17 protein-coding genes are annotated in these 19125 nt (G+C 32.0%); 5 read left to right on the forward strand and 12 right to left on the reverse strand.

Annotated features, from left to right (window positions below; all coding sequences use genetic code 11):
• Window positions 1-22 precede the first annotated feature (22 nt).
• The gene (locus tag EP747_RS05980) at window positions 23-979 is read left to right on the forward strand and encodes a magnesium transporter CorA family protein (RefSeq protein ID WP_165346883.1); all 957 of its coding nucleotides are present in this window, start codon (window positions 23-25) and stop codon (window positions 977-979) included.
• An 8-nt stretch (window positions 980-987) separates the two neighbouring features.
• Here the strand turns inward: EP747_RS05980 and EP747_RS05985 are convergent, their stop codons facing one another.
• Window positions 988-1935, reverse strand: a complete 948-nt coding sequence (locus EP747_RS05985; RefSeq protein WP_129688976.1) for an AAA family ATPase — start codon at window positions 1933-1935, stop codon at window positions 988-990.
• A 258-nt stretch (window positions 1936-2193) separates the two neighbouring features.
• On the opposite strand from EP747_RS05985, the gene EP747_RS05990 reads away from it, so the two are divergent.
• The gene (locus tag EP747_RS05990) at window positions 2194-3183 is read left to right on the forward strand and encodes a tyrosine-type recombinase/integrase (RefSeq protein WP_235832778.1); all 990 of its coding nucleotides are present in this window, start codon (window positions 2194-2196) and stop codon (window positions 3181-3183) included.
• A 47-nt stretch (window positions 3184-3230) separates the two neighbouring features.
• Here EP747_RS05990 and EP747_RS05995 read toward each other — a convergent pair whose 3' ends face one another.
• The 3 genes from EP747_RS05995 to miaA all read right to left on the reverse strand — a co-directional run bounded on the left by EP747_RS05995 (window position 3231) and on the right by miaA (window position 5173).
• The gene (locus EP747_RS05995) at window positions 3231-3857 is read right to left on the reverse strand and encodes an FMN-binding negative transcriptional regulator (RefSeq protein ID WP_129688977.1); all 627 of its coding nucleotides are present in this window, start codon (window positions 3855-3857) and stop codon (window positions 3231-3233) included.
• A gap of 108 nt (window positions 3858-3965) precedes the next feature.
• On the reverse strand, window positions 3966-4187 hold the full coding sequence (gene hfq, locus EP747_RS06000) for an RNA chaperone Hfq (protein WP_056470298.1): 222 nt from the start codon (window positions 4185-4187) through the stop codon (window positions 3966-3968).
• Between the two features lie 23 nt (window positions 4188-4210).
• Window positions 4211-5173, reverse strand: coding sequence for a tRNA (adenosine(37)-N6)-dimethylallyltransferase MiaA (gene miaA / locus EP747_RS06005; RefSeq protein ID WP_419179276.1), 963 nt, complete (start codon window positions 5171-5173; stop codon window positions 4211-4213).
• A gap of 199 nt (window positions 5174-5372) precedes the next feature.
• Here miaA and EP747_RS06010 point away from each other — a divergent pair, with 199 nt between their 5' ends.
• On the forward strand, window positions 5373-7190 hold the full coding sequence (locus EP747_RS06010) for a dihydroorotate dehydrogenase (protein ID WP_129688979.1): 1818 nt from the start codon (window positions 5373-5375) through the stop codon (window positions 7188-7190).
• 75 nt (window positions 7191-7265) lie between these two features.
• Here the strand turns inward: EP747_RS06010 and EP747_RS06015 are convergent, their stop codons facing one another.
• The 8 genes from EP747_RS06015 to ilvA form a co-directional block, all read right to left on the reverse strand.
• The gene (locus EP747_RS06015; protein WP_419179277.1) at window positions 7266-8579 is read right to left on the reverse strand and encodes an APC family permease; all 1314 of its coding nucleotides are present in this window, start codon (window positions 8577-8579) and stop codon (window positions 7266-7268) included.
• A gap of 51 nt (window positions 8580-8630) precedes the next feature.
• Window positions 8631-9638: a bifunctional threonine ammonia-lyase/L-serine ammonia-lyase TdcB gene (gene tdcB, locus EP747_RS06020; RefSeq protein ID WP_129688981.1), complete on the reverse strand. Its 1008-nt coding sequence runs from the start codon at window positions 9636-9638 to the stop codon at window positions 8631-8633.
• Window positions 9639-9784: 146 nt separating this feature from the next.
• Window positions 9785-10747, reverse strand: coding sequence for an L-threonine 3-dehydrogenase (locus EP747_RS06025; protein WP_129688982.1), 963 nt, complete (start codon window positions 10745-10747; stop codon window positions 9785-9787).
• A gap of 47 nt (window positions 10748-10794) precedes the next feature.
• Window positions 10795-11988: a glycine C-acetyltransferase gene (locus EP747_RS06030; protein WP_129688983.1), complete on the reverse strand. Its 1194-nt coding sequence runs from the start codon at window positions 11986-11988 to the stop codon at window positions 10795-10797.
• Between the two features lie 741 nt (window positions 11989-12729).
• On the reverse strand, window positions 12730-13920 hold the full coding sequence (locus EP747_RS06035; protein WP_129688984.1) for an MFS transporter: 1191 nt from the start codon (window positions 13918-13920) through the stop codon (window positions 12730-12732).
• 114 nt (window positions 13921-14034) lie between these two features.
• The gene (locus tag EP747_RS06040) at window positions 14035-15135 is read right to left on the reverse strand and encodes an alkene reductase (protein ID WP_129688985.1); all 1101 of its coding nucleotides are present in this window, start codon (window positions 15133-15135) and stop codon (window positions 14035-14037) included.
• Window positions 15136-15209: 74 nt separating this feature from the next.
• Window positions 15210-15473, reverse strand: a complete 264-nt coding sequence (locus EP747_RS06045; RefSeq protein ID WP_084006945.1) for an ArsR/SmtB family transcription factor — start codon at window positions 15471-15473, stop codon at window positions 15210-15212.
• A 340-nt stretch (window positions 15474-15813) separates the two neighbouring features.
• Window positions 15814-17073: a threonine ammonia-lyase IlvA gene (gene ilvA, locus EP747_RS06050; RefSeq protein WP_129688986.1), complete on the reverse strand. Its 1260-nt coding sequence runs from the start codon at window positions 17071-17073 to the stop codon at window positions 15814-15816.
• Between the two features lie 239 nt (window positions 17074-17312).
• Between ilvA and EP747_RS06055 the strand changes: the two genes are divergently transcribed.
• Together EP747_RS06055 and EP747_RS06060 are read left to right on the forward strand one after the other, a co-directional pair.
• On the forward strand, window positions 17313-18194 hold the full coding sequence (locus EP747_RS06055; RefSeq protein ID WP_129688987.1) for a 5'-3' exonuclease: 882 nt from the start codon (window positions 17313-17315) through the stop codon (window positions 18192-18194).
• Between the two features lie 38 nt (window positions 18195-18232).
• The gene (locus tag EP747_RS06060; RefSeq protein WP_129688988.1) at window positions 18233-18997 is read left to right on the forward strand and encodes a DUF695 domain-containing protein; all 765 of its coding nucleotides are present in this window, start codon (window positions 18233-18235) and stop codon (window positions 18995-18997) included.
• Window positions 18998-19125: the final 128 nt, after the last annotated feature.

Consider the following 19125-nt stretch of genomic DNA (forward strand, 5'->3'; position numbering starts at 1 on the left):
TTATTTAAAGGAGGAATTTCATTTGAAGAGATATAATATAACAAATCATTCAGTCGAAACCGTTGATGAATTTTTGCTACCAACTGATAATGAAATTCTTTGGTATCACTTCAATAATAAATCCTTTGATGAGTTAACTACTATTATTGAAAGTTTACATATTCATCCTTTAGCAAAAAAGAAACTTCTACATAGTGATCATAAGCCAAGAATAAATGTTTTTAAAAACGAGGCAATACTTTCCCTATATGCCTTAACTAAGTTATTTAAACCGACAAAAATAAATATACTTGTTTGCAGAAATTTAATTATTTCATATATTGAAGATCATGAAATAGATCTATTCAGATATGTAACTCAGGAATTCAGTCAAAATTATATTAAAGTAGACCATGCTGGTCATGTTTTATATCAAATTTTCCACGAAGTGATCGAGAAGTTCCTTATCTCTATTGATCGGTTTGCAAATGAGATTGAAGAAATTGAACGAGACTTATTTAATGATCCATTTCGAAAGGATTTAGATCAGAAAATTTTCAATTGGAAAGTTCAACTTCAAGATTTAAGACAGCTTGTAGAACCGCAAGTAAATGTCATTAACCAAATTGTAGAAGCAGATTTTCCCTTTTTAAGTCAAGATGCAGGCTTTTATTTTAATGAATTGAAGGAGAATTATGAACGTATTATTAATGCCCTTGATAATTTTAAAGAAAGTATGGGAGGCATAATAGAACTGCAAGTGTCTTTAAAATCTGACCGTACAAATGATATTATGAAAACTTTAACACTCATAAGTGCCATTTTTTTACCGATGTCTTTTATCGCAGGAATTTATGGCATGAATTTTGTAAATATGCCTGAGTTAAAATGGAAATATGGTTATTTATTTTGTATTGTCCTCAATATTTTAATTGGGGTCATTATTTCAATTTATTTTAACATTAAAGGTTGGTGGGGTAGAAAGCACCAAATAAAATAGCTAATCGTTCAATTAATCGAGTCGATTTTGTCTGCAGTAAATAAGTCTTTTTCTTCGATTCTCATTAATAATTCTCGATTAAATTCGGTCTCAAATACTAATCTTGTCGCTTGTGTCCTAATCGATTTTTCAACAATATTACGGACAAATCTCCCATTGCTAAAATGAGCACGATTTTCAAGTTTAGCCTTTTGGATAAAGTCTCTTAATCTGTATTCCGCTTCCCGAGATAGAATATATTCTCGGTCAACAAACATTTTTTTTGAAATATCTAGAAGCTCCTTTACAGAATAATCCTGGAATTCTAAAATGAATGGAAATCTTGATTTTAGGCCAGGATTCAAACTTAAGAAATAATCCATTTCAGAAGAATAGCCGGCTAATATCAGTACAAAGTCGCCATGTTTATCTTCCATATGTTTAACAAGTGTATCAATCGCTTCTTTTCCGAAATCTTTTTCCCCACCACGGCCTAGTGAGTAAGCCTCATCAATAAAAAGAATGCCACCATTTGCTTTTTTTACTAAATCTCTAGTTTTTTGAGCAGTGTGACCAATGTATTCTCCTACTAAATCAGCTCTTTCTGCTTCGATTAGGTGGCCCTTTGACAATACTCCCATTTTCAAAAATAATTGACCAATAATCCTTGCAACAGTCGTTTTTCCAGTTCCTGGATTCCCTTTAAACAACATATGCAATACTTGTTTTTCAGCCTTTAAGTTTAATTCTTCTCTTTTTTTATTAATAAATATCCAAGCATAAATTTCATGAATCATTTTTTTTATTTCTTCCATGCCAATTAAATGTCTTAATTGATCCTCTATTTCAATTAATAATTCATGTTTAGGCTGTTTTACTGTTTCGATACTTGGATTTGGAGAAACCTCTCCCCTTTTCACTGTATTAAGTACAACATTTATTTGGCCGTTATCTTTTAAACGAATTGGCTGCTCCAAACATGACACCTCTCTTTATTCTGTCGAACATTTTTTAGTATCTATAGAAAGCACTCAACGAGAAATCTCATTACAGTTCGTTTTATGCGCTTTTGAAAGTATTTTACTAAATAAGTTTTTTACTATTATATGTACGAACAATTAATTTCAAAACTTTTATTCTCCAGACTAACTGTTAAATGGATAAGATTGCTAAATTTTACTAAATTCTATTAACTTATTTGATATAATAAGAGAAAAAGAGAAGAGTTGATAAATTTGACGATCCCAAACTTAACGACTGCTACTTTACCAGATGTCATCTTGCAATTTGCCTCTCACTTAAATAGTAAAGGAAGAAAAGAATCTACTATTAAGCGTTATTGCTATGATTTAGAAGAATGTTTCCGTTACTTTAAAAAAGTTAATGACAGTTTTAGTACATTACAAGTACAAAATTTTAATGATTATTTCTATTATTTAACATCTGAACGTGGATATAATGAGAAAACGATGCATCGAATTTTTGTCGTACTAAATCAATTTTATAAATTTTTACATTCTAATAATTCTTCAATCGAAAATATCATTCCATTCACTAACTATTTAGCTGGACCTTCACGCGCTCTTTCAACAGACGATTTTATCTCTGAAGAAGAAGAAAAAAAATTACTATCAATTGTTCAATCCACGACAGATTTATCAGAAAAACAATTAAAAGCTAGATCATTTTTAATGGATCGTAACGAAATTATGATTCGTTTAATGCTGTTTTATGGACTAACTTTAAAGGAATTAATTGATTTACAAATGAGAGACATTAACTTCGCTTTAAATGAACTTGTTGTCCATAGCAAGGAAGGTGTTAAAAGAACAATTATTCTTACAAAAGAAGATCGAATACTATTATATAATTATTTTGTCACGATACCCGAGCCCGTAAGACCTCACTATCATTCAACTCATCCGCTCTTTGTTGCATTTGATTTTAACCGCATGACATTCCACTGGGTTTACGATACAGATTCACCGAAAGCACTAACTGAAATTGCATTTCAAAAAATGCTTAGGTTGGAAGTTAAAAGAGCTGGGCTTAGAAAAGGACTTTGCTCACAACATTTAAGAAACACTTTTATTCTACGGAAAATAAAAGAGGGTTTATTAGTGGAAGATATTCAGCAATTAGTTGGATTGAAGACCTCAGTTTCTTTAAAACGGTACTTTCAATTTTTTCAAGAAAATGAACGCCCAAATAAAAAGGAGTTATGATTTCTATCATCATAACTCCCTCTTTTTACAGTGTAGTAAACTTCCTTTTAGGAACTTGTGTTTAGATTTGCTTTCATAAGTTCTGCGATTTCTTTTGAGGAATATTTTTCTTCATTTTGTAAAGCTGTAATCACTTTTTCTCTTCTCTCAATCGAATGATTTTGACTTAATTTCTTTTTACCGATTAACTCTGTTACTTCAATTTTTAAACAAACAATTCCTGAAAGTAATTTTTCAACATAATCTGTGTGATCTTCGTATTTCCAAGGTTTTGATTGTCCTTTTTCAAAATAGTCGGTTGTTTTTAAAACGATTTGTCTCATTTCATCCTTATTTTCAATTGTTGTTACTTTTCCATAAGCATGGATTGCTGTATAGTTCCAAGTTGAAACTGTATTTTTTTCTTCATACCATGAAGCAGAAACATATGCATGTGGTCCTGGAAAGATTATTAAACATTCCTTTCCATTCATCGTTTTCCATTGAGGATTTGGCTTAGCTAAATGTGTAATTATCATTAAATTCTCTTTGGCTTCTTGAATGATAAATGGTAAATGAGTTGCTTCTATTTTTGCCTCGTCATTATTTGATAATAATATTCCGAAGCTATTTTTCTTCATTTCGGCTATTAATTGATTTAGATCTGTTTCTTTAAATTCTTTTGGAGCATACATTTAATTTCTCCTCCTTAGTTTACATAATATAATTATCTTCATTAATTTATTTAGCATAATTAAAAAAGAACATTGACCATAAGATCAATGCTCTTTTTTCAATTTATTTTACATTTCAATTTGTACATTTTTAGATGGTACAAACGTTGAAATTGCATGTTTATATATTAATTGTTGTTTACCTTCAACATCTAACAATACCGTAAAGTTATCAAAGCTTTTTACTTTACCTTTGATTTGAAATCCATTTAGTAAAAATACTGTAACCGCTAGATTGTCTTTACGTAATTGGTTTAAGAACTGATCTTGAATGTTGATTGATGTTTTCATGTCCTTTTCCTCCTCTTCTACCTCTACATATATTTATTCGAGATGAAATAGCCCTTTCCTTCAAGTAGAGCTAAAATTTCCAGTTTTTTTATATCAAAATTATGTCCATCCATATCAAACCAATGGATGCTCATTTTATTTCTAAACCACGTCATTTGCCTTTTTGCATACCTTCTTGAGCTTTGTTTAATTAAATCGATTGCTTCCTCTTTTGTTAAGATTCCATCAAAATAATCGTAAAGCTCTTTATAGCCAATCGCTTGCACAGATTGACAATTTCGAATACCTTTGTCGTAGAGCATTTTTGCTTCATCTACTAGTCCTTCTTCCAGCATTAGATCAACACGTAAATTAATTCGATTGTATAGTAGCTCTCGATCCATCGATAATCCGATTATTTCTGCATCATATAAATACTCTGGCTCTTTTTTAAATGCGGTCTCTGAAAATTTTTGTCCTGTCAGTTTGAAAACCTCTATTGCTCGGATTACTCTTCTGACATTATTCATATGTATTTGCTTTGCACTTTCTGGATCAATTTCTTTTAATTGATCATGTAATGCTTTATTCCCAAAGGCCATAGCAAAGCCCTCTAATTGGTTTCTTAAATGCTCATCACCTTCTTGCTCAGCAAATTCATATTTAGTTAATACACTTTGGATATATAATCCAGTACCACCAACAATAATTGGAATTTTACCTCGATTAGCTATTTCTTTAATTTTTTCTCGAGCTAAAGTTTGAAAATCAGCAACTGTAAAAGAATCTTTTGGATCAAGGAAATCAATTAAATGATGCGGAATTCCTTCTTTTTCTTCTTCTGTAATTTTAGCTGCTCCAATATTTAATTCTTTATAAACCTGTGTTGCATCGCCATTAATGATTTCTCCATCAACAGCTTTTGCAAGTTCAATACTTAGTTTTGTTTTCCCTACTGCTGTAGGACCAACGATGACTATCACTTTTTGCATATTTACCATTGTAATCACATATACGCCTTTCTATACAACCTTTTCCTTACTAGTCTTACTAATATTGAAAGTAGATAACTCATTTTATTTATACCATATTTATACAAAAATTCCAATGTGTTGTGAACCAATTCACAATTTTGCAAGAAAGTGTTTTCATTTTATATTTGTCAAAGTAAACTAGAAGTAATCTGAAAATAAATGAGGTTATACTATGCCTGATTGGTCTTATCATACAATTTTTAAACCACTGCTCTCAAAGCTTCCTTCTAAAGTTTCAAGAGAATTCATTCATAGTAGCATGAATAAAATTTCAATCATGCCATTTGGTCCGAATCTAATCGAATTTCTTGGTCATTTAAACACTGATAGTTCCCTTGAAAACGAGATTCATAATTTGAAACTTAAAAATCAAATTGGATTGGCCTCTAAGATTGACCCATATCTATCTGGCACAAATGCTTTTATGAATTTAGGATTTGGTGTAATTGAAATTGGACCTATTTCTATACATCACACTCCTACAAGTAAAAGTCCGCTCATTGATTTGAAACATAATCAATTAATTGGAACAGAAGAATATAAAGTACTAACCGTAGAACAAACAGTTCATAAACTTTCAAAAATACATAAGAAGGTTCCCGTTTTTGCTAGAATAGTTGGGAGTTTTGATGAATTTAAACTGATCGAATCAAGGCTTACTGATTTTGTTGATCTATTCATCTTAGATCTTGATTTGGCCAGGGATTTAGTAGAAAATAATTGGGCATCTTCTAAACCTATTTGTCTCTCAATTTATTCAAATGAAATAGATGTTTTTCTTAAACAAGCAAATTATCCATTCGATTCAATATTGATTGAAGAACTTCCAATTACTACTGATTTAGAGCAAAAAAATAACTTAATAAATACTATTCAAAAGTTAAAATCAATTCAGTTTGAGAAACCAATTTTTACAAAAGGCGGAGTGATTGAACCGATTGATGCAATTGAATTAATCGATACTGGTGCATCATTAGTATTTTTGACTCATGGATATGTGCTCAGTGGTCCTGGTTTACCAAAACGGATCAATGAAGCGGTAATGTATAGAAGAAAAAAAGAGTTGACTAGTTTAAGTGACGGATGGATTTGGTACTTTTTATTTGGACTTTTCATGTTTTTTGGAGGATTACTTGCTCTATTTATTAGTTTAACTTCCATTGTCCTTCCATATGATGAGCACTTTTTAACGATTAATCGTCATTTAATTTTACAATTTAATGATCGAATTCTCCCCTTTATGTCACATGATCGGATGACACTTTCAGGGACGATTATGTCAGGTGGAATATTGTTCATATCATTAGCAAGAAATGGAATTAAACATCATTATCATTGGGCAAAGAAAGCAGCTGACACTAGTGCGTTCGTAGGTTTTTTAGCGATATTCTTATTTATAGGGTATGGGTACTTTGACTGGCTACACGCTTTATTTTGGGTAGTTCTATTAATACCATTCTTAATTGGTTTTTTTAAAACAAGAGGTATAAATAGAAGTCCAGAATCTGAAAATTTAACAAATAATAACTTTTGGAAGATTAGTTTAATAGGTCAATTATTTTTTATTATACTAGGATTTTCGATTATAATCGGAGGATGTATTATTTCCTTTGTAGGCGTCACTACTACCTTTGTTAAAACAGATTTAAATTATTTATGTATAACACCCTCTAGGTTGAATGCGTTTAATCAACACTTAATTCCTGTAATCTCACATGATCGCGCCGGTTTTGGAGGTGGGTTAGTAAGTGTTGGCTTACTAGTACTCATGATTTCATTATGGGGGTTCAGACAAAACCAAAAATGGATTTGGTGGACATTATTGCTTGGGAGTTTACCTACGTTTATAACTGCGTTTGCAGTCCATTTTATGATTGGATATACAGATTTTTATCATCTATTACCACCAATCATTGCAAGCTTGTTTTTATTGATTGGAGTTATTACATCTTATAATTTTTTGAATTTTACAAATAACCATTCGAACTAAAACATTTTTTTGAAATAAGGAAACAGATATAAATTCAATAAGCAGTCTTAAAGGTAGGAGAAATCCTACCTTTTTTCAATCATCTACTGCAACATGGTTTTTCCGTAACATGTAATAAACAGGAAGTCCAATTAACGTTAAACCAATTCCCCAAAATGCTAAAATAGTTTGCGTCATTAATGTATTAACGACGATAAAGATTCCCCCAATTATTGCGATTGAGAGAACTAAGGGTAAAAAAGGTACTCTATATGGCCTTTTTAGATCCGGTTCCCGTTTTCGTAAAATATAAACCGCAATAAATGTTAATGTATAGAAGATCCAAATGACAAATACTAACATGTCAGTTAATAAGTCAAATCCACCTATAAACATCATAAATATGGCAACTATTAGGATAAATAGACCAGCATTATATGGAACTCCAGTTTTAGATAATTTACCAAACCAACTACTAAAAGGAAGTTTTTGTTCTCTAGCCATTACATATGGGACCCTCATACCTGTCATTGTATAGCCATTTATTGTACCAAATACAGAAATTAAAATTCCGATTGAGACGAGTTTTCCTCCAAAATTACCGAATAAAACTTTCGAAACTTCAGTAGCAGGTGTAGATGTACCAGCTAGTTGCACTGCGGTTAATACAAATAAAAAGGATATGTTAATCAAAAGATATACCGCCATTACAGCTGCTAAACCAAATACGATAGCTTTTGGCAAATCATTTTTAGGATTTTTCATTTCTCCGGCTATATTTCCAACCAGTATCCAACCATCATATGCAAACATCGTAGCAAGTAAAGCTGAACCAAGTGCTGGCAAAAAATTTCGATCACTTCCTACCTCAACTGGAAAAAGCTGAAAAGTCACATTTCCTTCATGTATTAATCCAAATATGATTAAAATCGCCAACGGTATTAGTTTACAAAACGTAAAAAGTGACTGAATACTACCAGCAGTTTTTGCTCCTAAAAAATTCATTAATGTGATAAAAATTGCAGTAACTACAGCAATAATCGTTACAGTGAATTGATTAGAATTGGCAGGGACTCCAAAAATTGAAACTGCTTGTGTACCAAATATGATCGAAAGCGCGGCAATATTAGCTGGAAAATAGATGACCGTTTGAGCCCATCCAAGTAAATAGGCAGTTAGATCTCCATATGTGTGCTTTAAATAGGCAATCATTCCTCCGGTTTTTGGTATTGCTGCGGCAAGCTCAGCACCCGATAAACCAGCACAAATTGTAATGATGCCTCCAATAATCCATGCTAATAAACCTAAGCTTGCAGATCCAGTTGCGCCATATACAGCTGTGGCTTTAAAGAAGACTCCACCACCAATTACAGTACCAATTACGGTAGTTAAAGCTGCAATAAATCCCATTTCTCTTCTTAGTTTATTTTCCGACAATAGGATCACCCATTCTTAAAAAAATCACTTTACTTCATTCCCAAAGAAATGTTCACAAACACTGGAGATTCTCTCTAAATCGACATTACCACCCGATATGATAGCTACTACTTTTTTATCTTTTATATATTTTGAAGCTTTACCTGATAAAATTACTGCTGTCGCTAGGGCACCTGAACCTTCCACAACTGCCTTACCGCGTTGTAGTAAATCCTTCATTGCAACTTCTATTTCATCCTCACTTACAAGAATTATTTCGGTTACTAATTCTTTTACAATTTCATATGTTAATTTCCCTGGAACCTTAACAGAACAACCATCGGCTATTGTAGGAGCAATATAATTACTCACTATTTCTCCGGCGTCTATTGATGCTTTCATTCCATGTACATTCTCTGCTTGAACGCCAATAACGTCTATTGAAGGGTTAAATGATTTCAAAGCGACTGCAATTCCAGAAATGAGGCCACCACCACCAATTGGAACAATTATTGTATCAACATCCCAGAGATCATCTAAAATTTCAATACCAATAGTCCCTTGACCAGCCATAATGTAGATATCATCGTAAGGATGGATGAATGTTTCACCAGTTTCGTCTCGCACTTTAGCACAATAGTCTTTCGCATCATCAAATGTATCACCGTATAAAATGATATTTGAACCGTACCCTTCTGTTGCTTCAACCTTTGCTTTTGGTGCAGTTGAAGGCATGATGATTTTACTCTTAATATGTAATAGCTTTGATGATAAAGCGACACCTTGTGCATGATTTCCAGCTGAACATGCGATAATTCCTTTACTTCTTTCTTCCTCAGTTAAATGAGAAATTTTATTAAATGCACCTCGAAATTTAAAAGAGCCAGTTAATTGCATATTTTCAAGTTTTAAATAAATTTCTCCGTCCGACTTTGAAGTTAAATAAAATGATTTTACTAAAGGTGTTTTTCGAACTTTCCCCTCTAAAAGTTCATATGCAGTTTTAATCTCTTTAATCGTTAATGGTAATCCCTTATGATCTAAATTATTCATCTTCTAACTTCCTTTTTTATCAGCATTTTAATTTATCATTCTTGATACATGATAAGTTTGTGTCAAAGTACTAAACAAAATACCAAAAACAGGGATTAGTAAAGGAAGAGAAAAAAAGAAGGAGACAATCGTCTCCTTCTTTTTTCTTAAGCTTGAGTTACGTTTAACTTTGAAGCTAATTTATTTAACATATCTTCAGACATACGATCTAAATCAAATTTTGGATCGAAGCCCCACTCTTCTTTTGCAGCAGAGCTGTCAATTGAATTTGGCCATGAATTTGCAATTCCTTGACGAATAGGGTCAATGTCGAAATCTAATGTAAATTCAGGGATGAATTTACGAATTGATGCCGCTATTTGAGTTGGTTCAAATGACATCGCTGAGATATTAAATGCATTACGATGTTTAAGTTTTGATGGATCTGCTTCCATTAGCTTAATAATTGCATCAATTGCATCAGGCATATACATCATATCCATGTATGTTCCTTCACCAATAAATGAAGTATATTTCTTATTTTTTAATGCTTCGTAGTAAATATCAACAGCATAATCAGTTGTACCTCCACCTGGTACTGTATCATAAGAGATTAAGCCTGGGAAACGTACGCCGCGAGTATCTACACCAAATTTTTCAAAGTAATAATCACATAATAATTCACCAGCTACTTTTGTAACACCATACATTGTAGTTGGACGCTGGATTGTATCCTGTGGTGTGTTATCTTTTGGTGTTGCTGGTCCAAATGCACCAATTGAACTTGGCGTAAAGAATTTTAAGCTTAACTCTCTTGCTACTTCAAGTGCATTCACTAATCCACCCATATTTAAGTCCCAAGCTAATGTAGGTTTCGCTTCTGCTACTGCTGATAATAGTGCAGCTAAGTGAATGAAAGTATCAACTTCATACTTTTTAGCAATCTCTAACATTTTTTCTTTATCCATTACATCCAAAATTTCAAAATGACCAGTTTCTAAAATTGGACTTCCTTCAAGACGGCGAATATCTGTCGCAACAACATTTTCATTACCGTATTCATTTCTAAGACGCGTAGTTAATTCTGAACCAATTTGTCCAAAACAACCAGTAATTAATATTTTCTTCATTCCTTAGTCCACCTTATAGTAATAAAATATCAAAATTAATTTTAAAATTATTGAATAACGTTTAATTCGCGACCAACTTTTTCATAAATAGCTAAAACTTCATCTAGCATTTCTTTAGTATGCGCAGCTGTTGGCATATTACGAATACGACCAGTTCCAAGTGGTACTGTTGGGAATACGATTGACTTCGCATAAACTCCCTCTTCGTATAGACGTTTAGAAAATTCTTGTGTAAGATTTTCGTCACCGATAATACATGGTGTAATTGGTGTTTCAGACTCACCAATATTAAATCCAAGTTTTGATAATCCAGCTTTTAAGTAATCACCATTTTCCCAAAGCTTTTCAATTTTTTCTGGTTCTTCAGACATAATACGAATTGCTTCAATACAAGCAGCAGCATTTGCTGGTGTTAAAGAAGTAGAGAATAAGAAAGGACGTGCACGAACTTTTAACCAATCGATTAATTGTTGTGAACCAGCTACATATCCACCTACAACTCCAACTGCTTTAGAAAGTGTACCAATTTGGAAATCAATTTTATCTGATAATCCAAAATGCTTAACTGTTCCAGCTCCTTTTCCCATAACACCAGAACCATGAGCATCATCGATATATGTAATTAAGCCAAATTCTTCAGCAATTTTTACGATATCAGGAATATTTGCTACATCTCCATCCATAGAGAAAACACCATCTGCTATGTACATAACTTTCTCATATAAACCACAAGTTGTAGCTTCTTTTGCTTTTTCACGTAAATCATCCATATCTTGGTGTTTTACACGAATAATTTTTGCCCCAGAAAGTCTGCAACCATCGATAATTGAAGCATGGTTTAATTCATCAGATAGAATTGCATCTTTCTTTGTCATTACTGCTGAAATAGCACCCATATTACAGTTAAAACCAGATTGGAATGCAATAGCAGCCTCTGTATGTTTAAATTCAGCAATCGCTTTTTCAAGTTGATCGTGGATATCCATCGTACCATTAATCGTACGTACCGCTCCTGCACCAACTCCATATTTTTCAGTCGCTTCAATAGCAGCTTGTTTTAAACGAGGATGAGTCGCAAAACCAAGATAGTTATTTGAAGATAAATTTATAAATTGTTTACCACTAATTTGAATAGTAGCTTCGTTAGAACCTTCTAAAGAGTTAATCTCATTATAGAGCCCTTTCTCTTTTAACTCAGCTAATTGTGGAGTTAAAAATGCTTCTAATGTCTTGCTTGACATAAATACCAGCTCCTTAATTAAGTTTATTTATCTAAAAGGAGTAAGCCCCCATTTTATATCTATTATTTATTATTAAATAAATATAAAAAATTATCGTTTTATTATTTTCCATTTTTGTAAAAGAAAATTTTTTATGTATTGTTTAGGCTTTCCGAATTCAATTATAAATCGGTTACAATGCATTAGGAATACTTTTATTCAAAATTTATTCGAAAAAGGTTGAATTTAAATTATTATAAAAATTCATATAATTCGAATATTATTCAATTTGTTTTTTTAGTAAAACATCTAGTGGTTAAAAAGGGAGTGAAGGAGAATCATGTCGATTTAAGTCTGGGTTGCAAATAAATAGTTGAGAAGTACAAATAAATGATGAATTCCTACAAATAAACAGTGAACTGCAAATAATTTTCGAAAAACGCAATTAAATTTAGCATATCTGCAATTAAAATATGAAAACTGCAATTAAAATTAGCAAAACCACAATTAAATACCAAAGAATCGCAAATAAAATAAAAAATTACCTAATTACTTATTTTCTCTAAAAAAGATCGTTAAAATAAAAAATCCTGGATTTAGCTCAAATAATGATTCCAAAACACTCGTACAATCTATTTTATACATTAAAAAGGGGCGCCTATTTGTCAATTAACTCAACACTTAAGACAGCCCCATAAAAATATAAATTATTTTTTCACAAAACTAAGTAATAAAATTTGTTTCAATTATAAATTCGTCCATTTAGGCTCTAATTTGTGTGCCAACACCCTGTCTAACTTTCTTTTCATTCATTAAATAACGTGATAATCCAAATGTTATGATTAAAGAAACAAAAACAGGAATTGAACCCATCCATGTAATTGAACGGATGGACAATTGACTGACTGCAAGCCCTCCGATTGCTGCACCAAATGCAAAGCCTAATTGCATCATTGATTGATTCAAACCTAATAAAACATCAGATGATTTAGGCGAAATTGTTGCTAAATTAAATTGTTGTGTTGCACCAGATGACCAACCAGAAAATGACCATAATGTAAGGATAATAATCACTGTATTGATTGAACTAGAAATGAGAGATAATAATAAAATCGATAAAATATTAAGTACTAGTCCTCGTTTTAAAGTAAGCGAAATTCCCCACTTGTCTGCACTGAATCCTCCGAATTTAGATCCAAATAAACTTGCTATACCAAGTATTAATAAAGCAAAACTTAAAACGTGATCGCTCATCTTAGTAGTTTGAATGAGGTACGGTGATAAATACGTAAATACAATTCCATATCCGCTCATTAAGAAAAAAGTAATCGATAAAGCTAATGCAATTTTTGGTTGTTTAATCAGTGAAATTTGTTGCAATAATGGAATCGGTTGATCACCCATTGTTTGTGGTATTGTCTTAACGATAACTGCTAAAGAGATTAAAACGAATATTGCAACTCCAAGAAAGACGAATCTCCAATCATAGGCAGCTGCTATAAATCTGCCAATTGGGACCCCAATGATCAGTGAAGCTGTAAATCCCATGACAACAGTGGCAATTGAACTTGCCTTTTTATCTGCTGGTGCGATCTTTGCAGCCAAGCTTAGTACTGTTACAACAGTAACTCCTGCACTTAACGCCATTATAATGCGCGCAACCATAAACAAACCGTAACCAGGTGCAATTACTGCTAATAAATTACCTAAAATAAATACGCTTAAAGAAAATAGAAGTAATTTTCGGCGTTCCATTTTAGCTAATACAGCCATTAAAATCGGTGTACCGATCGCATAGATTAATGAATACACCGTAATTAGTTGTCCAGCAGCTTCAATCGAAATACCTAATTCATTGGCCATTTTATCTAAGATTCCGGAAATAACATATTGTGAAGTTCCAACTAAAAAACTAATCATTGCTAAAATATAAATTTTTCCTTTATTCGTCATAAATTAATTCCTTTCAACATAATTTGATATTTCTACAAATACCGAAATATCGGATTTTAGAAAAGGAAGCTATATGATTAGCTCCCTTCCTTCTATCTACTAAAAAATCTAAACTTAGATTAGAACATTCAGATGCTTTTTAACATCATATTCTTCAATTGCTTCACCATTTTTCAATCGATGTAAAAGATCTGGATTCGAAATTAGAGGACGCCCGAACGCGGCAACATCAATTGTTCCTTCAACGATCGCTTTTTCTGCCATTTCAGGATTTAACGTTCCTACTCCAACGATAATTCCATCCCAGTACTTTCTAACAAGCTGATGCATCGTTTTACCATCTGCAAGTATACGATCAAATTGCATAATTGATGGGTGCAATAAAGTTGCGCCAACTTCTTTGAATGCTTCAATGAATGTACGAATTGCGTAATCTGGATCTTCCCACATATAGCCCGGAATATCAGCTTTATGAGCAGAAAATCGAATCATCGTTCTTTCAGTACCAATGGCTTCTATAACTGCTTTTATTACTTCCTTCATGAAAGTTAATCTTTGTGGAAGATCACCGCCGTATTGATCTGTACGATGATTTGTAATATCTGAATTAAATTGATCGATTAAGTATCCATGTGCAGCGTGAATTTCGACTCCATCAAAACCAGCTTCAATCGCATTTTTAGCAGCTTGAGCATATTGATTGATTACTTCTTTAATATCCTGGGTAGTCATTTCTTCAGGTATATCATATGGCTTACGAAAACGAGAAACTAATCCTTCTGCAGGAATGGCTGATGGTGCTTGTGGTGGCATATTTCCAGCAAGCTCATGATGAGATAAGCGTCCTACATGCCAGATTTGTGATATCATTGTGCCACCCTCTTTATGAACAGCATCAGTTACTTTTTTCCAAGCTTTAATTTGAGCCTCCGAATAAATTCCTGGAATACCTGGGTAACCTTTACCACGTGGACTAATAACTGTTCCTTCAGAAATAATCAAACCTACGCCATCTGCAGCTCGTTTACGATAATATTCAACTACATCTTCTCCAACTACACCTGTTTGATCATCTGCAAAACTTCTTGTTAATGGAGCCATTGCAGTACGACTACGTAAATTCCAAGCACCTATTTTTACTGGTTCAAAAAGTTTACTTTCTAGACCATTTTCTAATTTTCCCCAACTAGTATCATCTTTGCTTATTAAACTCATATTCAATTCCCCCTTAAATTATTCGGTATTTCTATAAATACTGAAATAGAAAGTAAAATTATACCGCTTTATTTTTAAAGTAAAGCGGGTGCATATTTTTCCAAAACTTCTCGTTGTAAACTATAGTATCTGAAGGTTCCTTCTTTGCGGACTGTTAACAAACCGCAATCAAGTAATGGTTTTAAATGATGTGTCAATGTAGAATTGGCCGATACTTTTATTTGATTTTTCATTTCTGAACAAGCTAATTCAGATTGCTTAGCAAGTACTTTAACAATTTGCAATCGAGTTGATTCTCCTAGTGCCTTATAAACCTTTACTGCAATATCATCGTTCACCACTTTAACCCCCTCTCAAAGACCAGTACTTATTTCAGTATTTCTAGAAATATTGTATTTTAACTAATTTATTATGTCAAGAGACATGATCCATAAATATAAAAAAGAATTTGGCTAATTAAAGAGCATTTAGAAATTATTTATTTAATTTTAGAGTGTTGATTTTTTTCAGGAATATAAGTTTGCACGAAATACATAAACTACTCGTTGATGAACAATTCCGGAAAGTATACATTGTACTGTATATTGTATTTTTTGCGAGAAATTCAAAAACCCACAAGGGAATTAATTCCTTGTAGGTTTTTTCACTATACTATTTAATGAGATCAATCCGAAAAGTCTAAATAAGTAAATTAAACAATGTTGGGTTATTGTTTATTTCCATGAATTGAATTTCATGACAATTCATTCTCTCAATTAATGCTTTGTAATCGGATTTATTGGCCAATTCTATTCCAACTAGTGCTGGCCCATTGTCCTTATTGTTTTTCTTTGTATATTCAAATCTCGTTATGTCATCGTTTGGTCCTAATACTTTATCAAGAAATTCACGTAAAGCGCCAGATCGTTGTGGAAAGTTGATGATAAAATAATGCTTTAGTCCTTCATGAATTAAAGACCTTTCTTTTATTTCTTGAAGTCGGTCAATATCATTATTCCCACCAGATACGATGCAAACGACATTCTTTCCTTTTATTTCATCTTTAAATAATTCTAAAGCTGATACAGACATAGCTCCAGCGGGCTCTGCAATTATTGCATTTTTATTATATAGCTCTAAAATAGTTGTACAAATCTCACCTTCTGGAATAGCGACAACTTGATCAAGTACATCTCTACAGATTTCATAAGTTAAATATCCAACTTGGCCAACCGCTGCTCCATCAACAAATTTCTCAATAAAAGGTAAAGTTACAACTCTTCCATTTGCAATCGATTCGGCCATTGAAGCAGCACCCATCGGCTCTACGCCAATCACCTTAGTTGAAGGACTAATTCCTTTTATGTATGTTCCAACTCCAGAGCTTAATCCACCTCCGCCGATTGCTACGAATAGATAATCTACTGGACGGTCAATTTCATTTAAAATTTCAACTGCTACAGTACCTTGACCTGCAATTACATCTGGATCATCAAATGGATGAATAAATGTCATTTGATTTTCATTGCAATAAGTTTGTGCATTTTGATGTGCAATGTCAAAGGTGTCACCGATTAATATAACTTCAACAAATGGTCCACCAAAGAATTTCACTTGAGATACTTTTTGATTTGGTGTTGTTGATGGCATAAATATTTTCGCATACACTTGCAATTGATTACATGTATACGCCACTCCTTGAGCATGATTGCCTGCACTTGCACAAACAACCCCTTTTTGTCTTTCTTCATAAGACAAGTTGCTAATTTTGTAATATGCTCCTCTAAGCTTAAATGAGCGGATTATTTGTAAATCCTCTCGCTTTAAAAATACGTTACAATCATATTTTTCACTAAGCATTGTACTAATCTGCAAAGGTGTTTTATTCGTAACTTCTTTTAACGTATTATAGGCAACTAAAATATCCTCAATCTTAACAGTATTTTTTACTTTCTCCATATTACTACCTACCCTTTGCATTTTTTTTATATAAATTCCATTATATTAAAAGTTAATTAATAAATAAACAGAAAATTCAATTTTCTAATGAAAGTTTTATGTCAATTTACATGAATGAAATAAAATGTTCCTAACATTGGTTCTTACATTGTAATTGGCAGTAATACACTAGTTATCATTTTCAGTAGGATATGCTATCATTTTTATATTAAATATATAGATATTAGGTGATTTATAAAATGGAAAATCAATCTTTATTATTAATTGATGGCTTTAACTTATTAAGTAGAGGTTATTTTGCAACTTCTTATGGTAGAAGTGATGAACAACTTTCTAAGACGAAAGATGGCGTTTATATAAATGCATTAAGAGTATTTATTCCAAAGCTTTTTAACTTAATTAAAGAGCATGACATTACTCATCTTGCAATTACTTGGGATGTAAAACGTGAAGAAACTGATCGTCGTAATAAATATGATTTTTATAAAGCAACTCGTGGAGAATTACCAACGCCACTTATCGAACAATATTTCACTTTAAAAACAGCATTAGAAGAAATCGGTATTGCTCAACTAGAAATGGCACCATATGAAGCAGATGATTTAATGGGTACCTTATCAAATAATTGGTCTAATTCTGTTAAAAATAAATGCTATATTTATAGTAATGATCGAGACTTACTACAATTAATAAACGAGCATACATCTCAAATCATTGCCCAAAAAACTGGTGAAATTGTATACTCCCTAGAGCACTTCAATAATGATTATGGTATCCATCCGAAACAGTGGGTTGATGTAAAAGCATTATTAGGTGATTCTAGTGATAATATTCCTGGTTGCCCTGGAGTAGGAGAAAAATCGGCTATTCCATTAATTCAACTTTATAACTCAGTTGAAGAATTGTATGAGAATATGGAAAATCTTGATTCAAAATTTAATCGCTACAAAAAGAAATTAGAAGCTGGTAAGGACTCTACTTTTATTAGTAAAGAGCTTTCTGCCATTACAATTGATATACCTCATTTTGCTGAATATACATTTGAGGATTTAAAAATTAATATTGATGAAGAAAAATTGTCACTTAAGCTTGAGGAATTAGAAATTCGTGTAAAGCGATAAAAGTCATAAATCTTATATATAATTTAGGAGAAATATAAATGTCTGAGTATTGGAATGCGTATTTTAGTTATATAAATGATAAACCTGCTACTGTAGTATTAGATATGGAAGTTACTGAAGAAGTAAACATTGAAGATTATCCAACTGTTGTTTGTATAAAACTACAATTAAAAAATCCAGACGAACGAGGTTTTCCTAGTAAACATGAATTAAAAGTTTTAGAAAAAGTTAATAAGGATATTGATAAACGAATTAGTCCAAAACTTTACCTTAATGTTGGACGAATTACGACTGATGGTTTTAGAGAACTTGTTTATTATACTTCGGAACAAGATCCTAAAATGCTTATTGAAGTTGCTGATCAAATCATTGAAGCGAATGATTACGAATTTGAAGTGTATGGTATTGACGAAGAGGAACAATGGGAATATTATTTCGACTTTCTTTATCCAAATCAATACCATCTTCAGCATATAAGCAATGCTGAATTAATTGAGCAATTACAAAAATCAGGTGACAAATTAAAATCACCTCGTAAAGTCGAACATTTCATTCTATTTAATGATGAAATAAAGATTAATGAGTTTATTAGAGAAATAGCAAAAGAAGGTTTTAATTTTGAAGAAAAGTATTCAAATATTGATGAAGATTTAGATGAGGAGTATGAATTTACCGTACGTATTTCCAGAATAGATCATGTTGATTTAGATAGCATAGATGAACTAACTGATTTCTTAATCGAAACTTCAGAGCATTTCGGTGGTAATTATGATGGATGGGAAACTCTTGTTATTAAAGGATAAATATTAAATTCAAAATTTAAAATATGCCCTAATAAATATATACAAAAGAACACTACAGTTTTTGAATAACTAAAAAAGTAGTGTTCTTTTTAATTTAATAATTTGTTTGCTTAGTTGAATTTAATCTT

The sequence above is a fragment of the Gottfriedia acidiceleris genome, from assembly GCF_004138285.1.
GTDB classification, from domain to species: domain Bacteria; phylum Bacillota; class Bacilli; order Bacillales; family Bacillaceae_G; genus Gottfriedia; species Gottfriedia acidiceleris_A.

Coding starts and splice junctions, on each gene's coding strand:
- EP747_RS05995 (WP_129688977.1), bottom strand. CDS start 3,857: ATGTATGCTCCAAAAGAATTTAAAGAAACAGATCTAAATCAATTAATA.
- hfq (WP_056470298.1), bottom strand. CDS start 4,187: ATGAAAACATCAATCAACATTCAAGATCAGTTCTTAAACCAATTACGT.
- EP747_RS06010 (WP_129688979.1), top strand. CDS start 5,373: ATGCCTGATTGGTCTTATCATACAATTTTTAAACCACTGCTCTCAAAG.
- EP747_RS06015 (WP_419179277.1), bottom strand. CDS start 8,579: ATGGGATTTATTGCAGCTTTAACTACCGTAATTGGTACTGTAATTGGT.
- tdcB (WP_129688981.1), bottom strand. CDS start 9,638: ATGAATAATTTAGATCATAAGGGATTACCATTAACGATTAAAGAGATT.
- EP747_RS06025 (WP_129688982.1), bottom strand. CDS start 10,747: ATGAAGAAAATATTAATTACTGGTTGTTTTGGACAAATTGGTTCAGAA.
- EP747_RS06030 (WP_129688983.1), bottom strand. CDS start 11,988: ATGTCAAGCAAGACATTAGAAGCATTTTTAACTCCACAATTAGCTGAG.
- EP747_RS06035 (WP_129688984.1), bottom strand. CDS start 13,920: ATGACGAATAAAGGAAAAATTTATATTTTAGCAATGATTAGTTTTTTA.
- EP747_RS06040 (WP_129688985.1), bottom strand. CDS start 15,135: ATGAGTTTAATAAGCAAAGATGATACTAGTTGGGGAAAATTAGAAAAT.
- ilvA (WP_129688986.1), bottom strand. CDS start 17,073: ATGGAGAAAGTAAAAAATACTGTTAAGATTGAGGATATTTTAGTTGCC.
- EP747_RS06055 (WP_129688987.1), top strand. CDS start 17,313: ATGGAAAATCAATCTTTATTATTAATTGATGGCTTTAACTTATTAAGT.
- EP747_RS06060 (WP_129688988.1), top strand. CDS start 18,233: ATGTCTGAGTATTGGAATGCGTATTTTAGTTATATAAATGATAAACCT.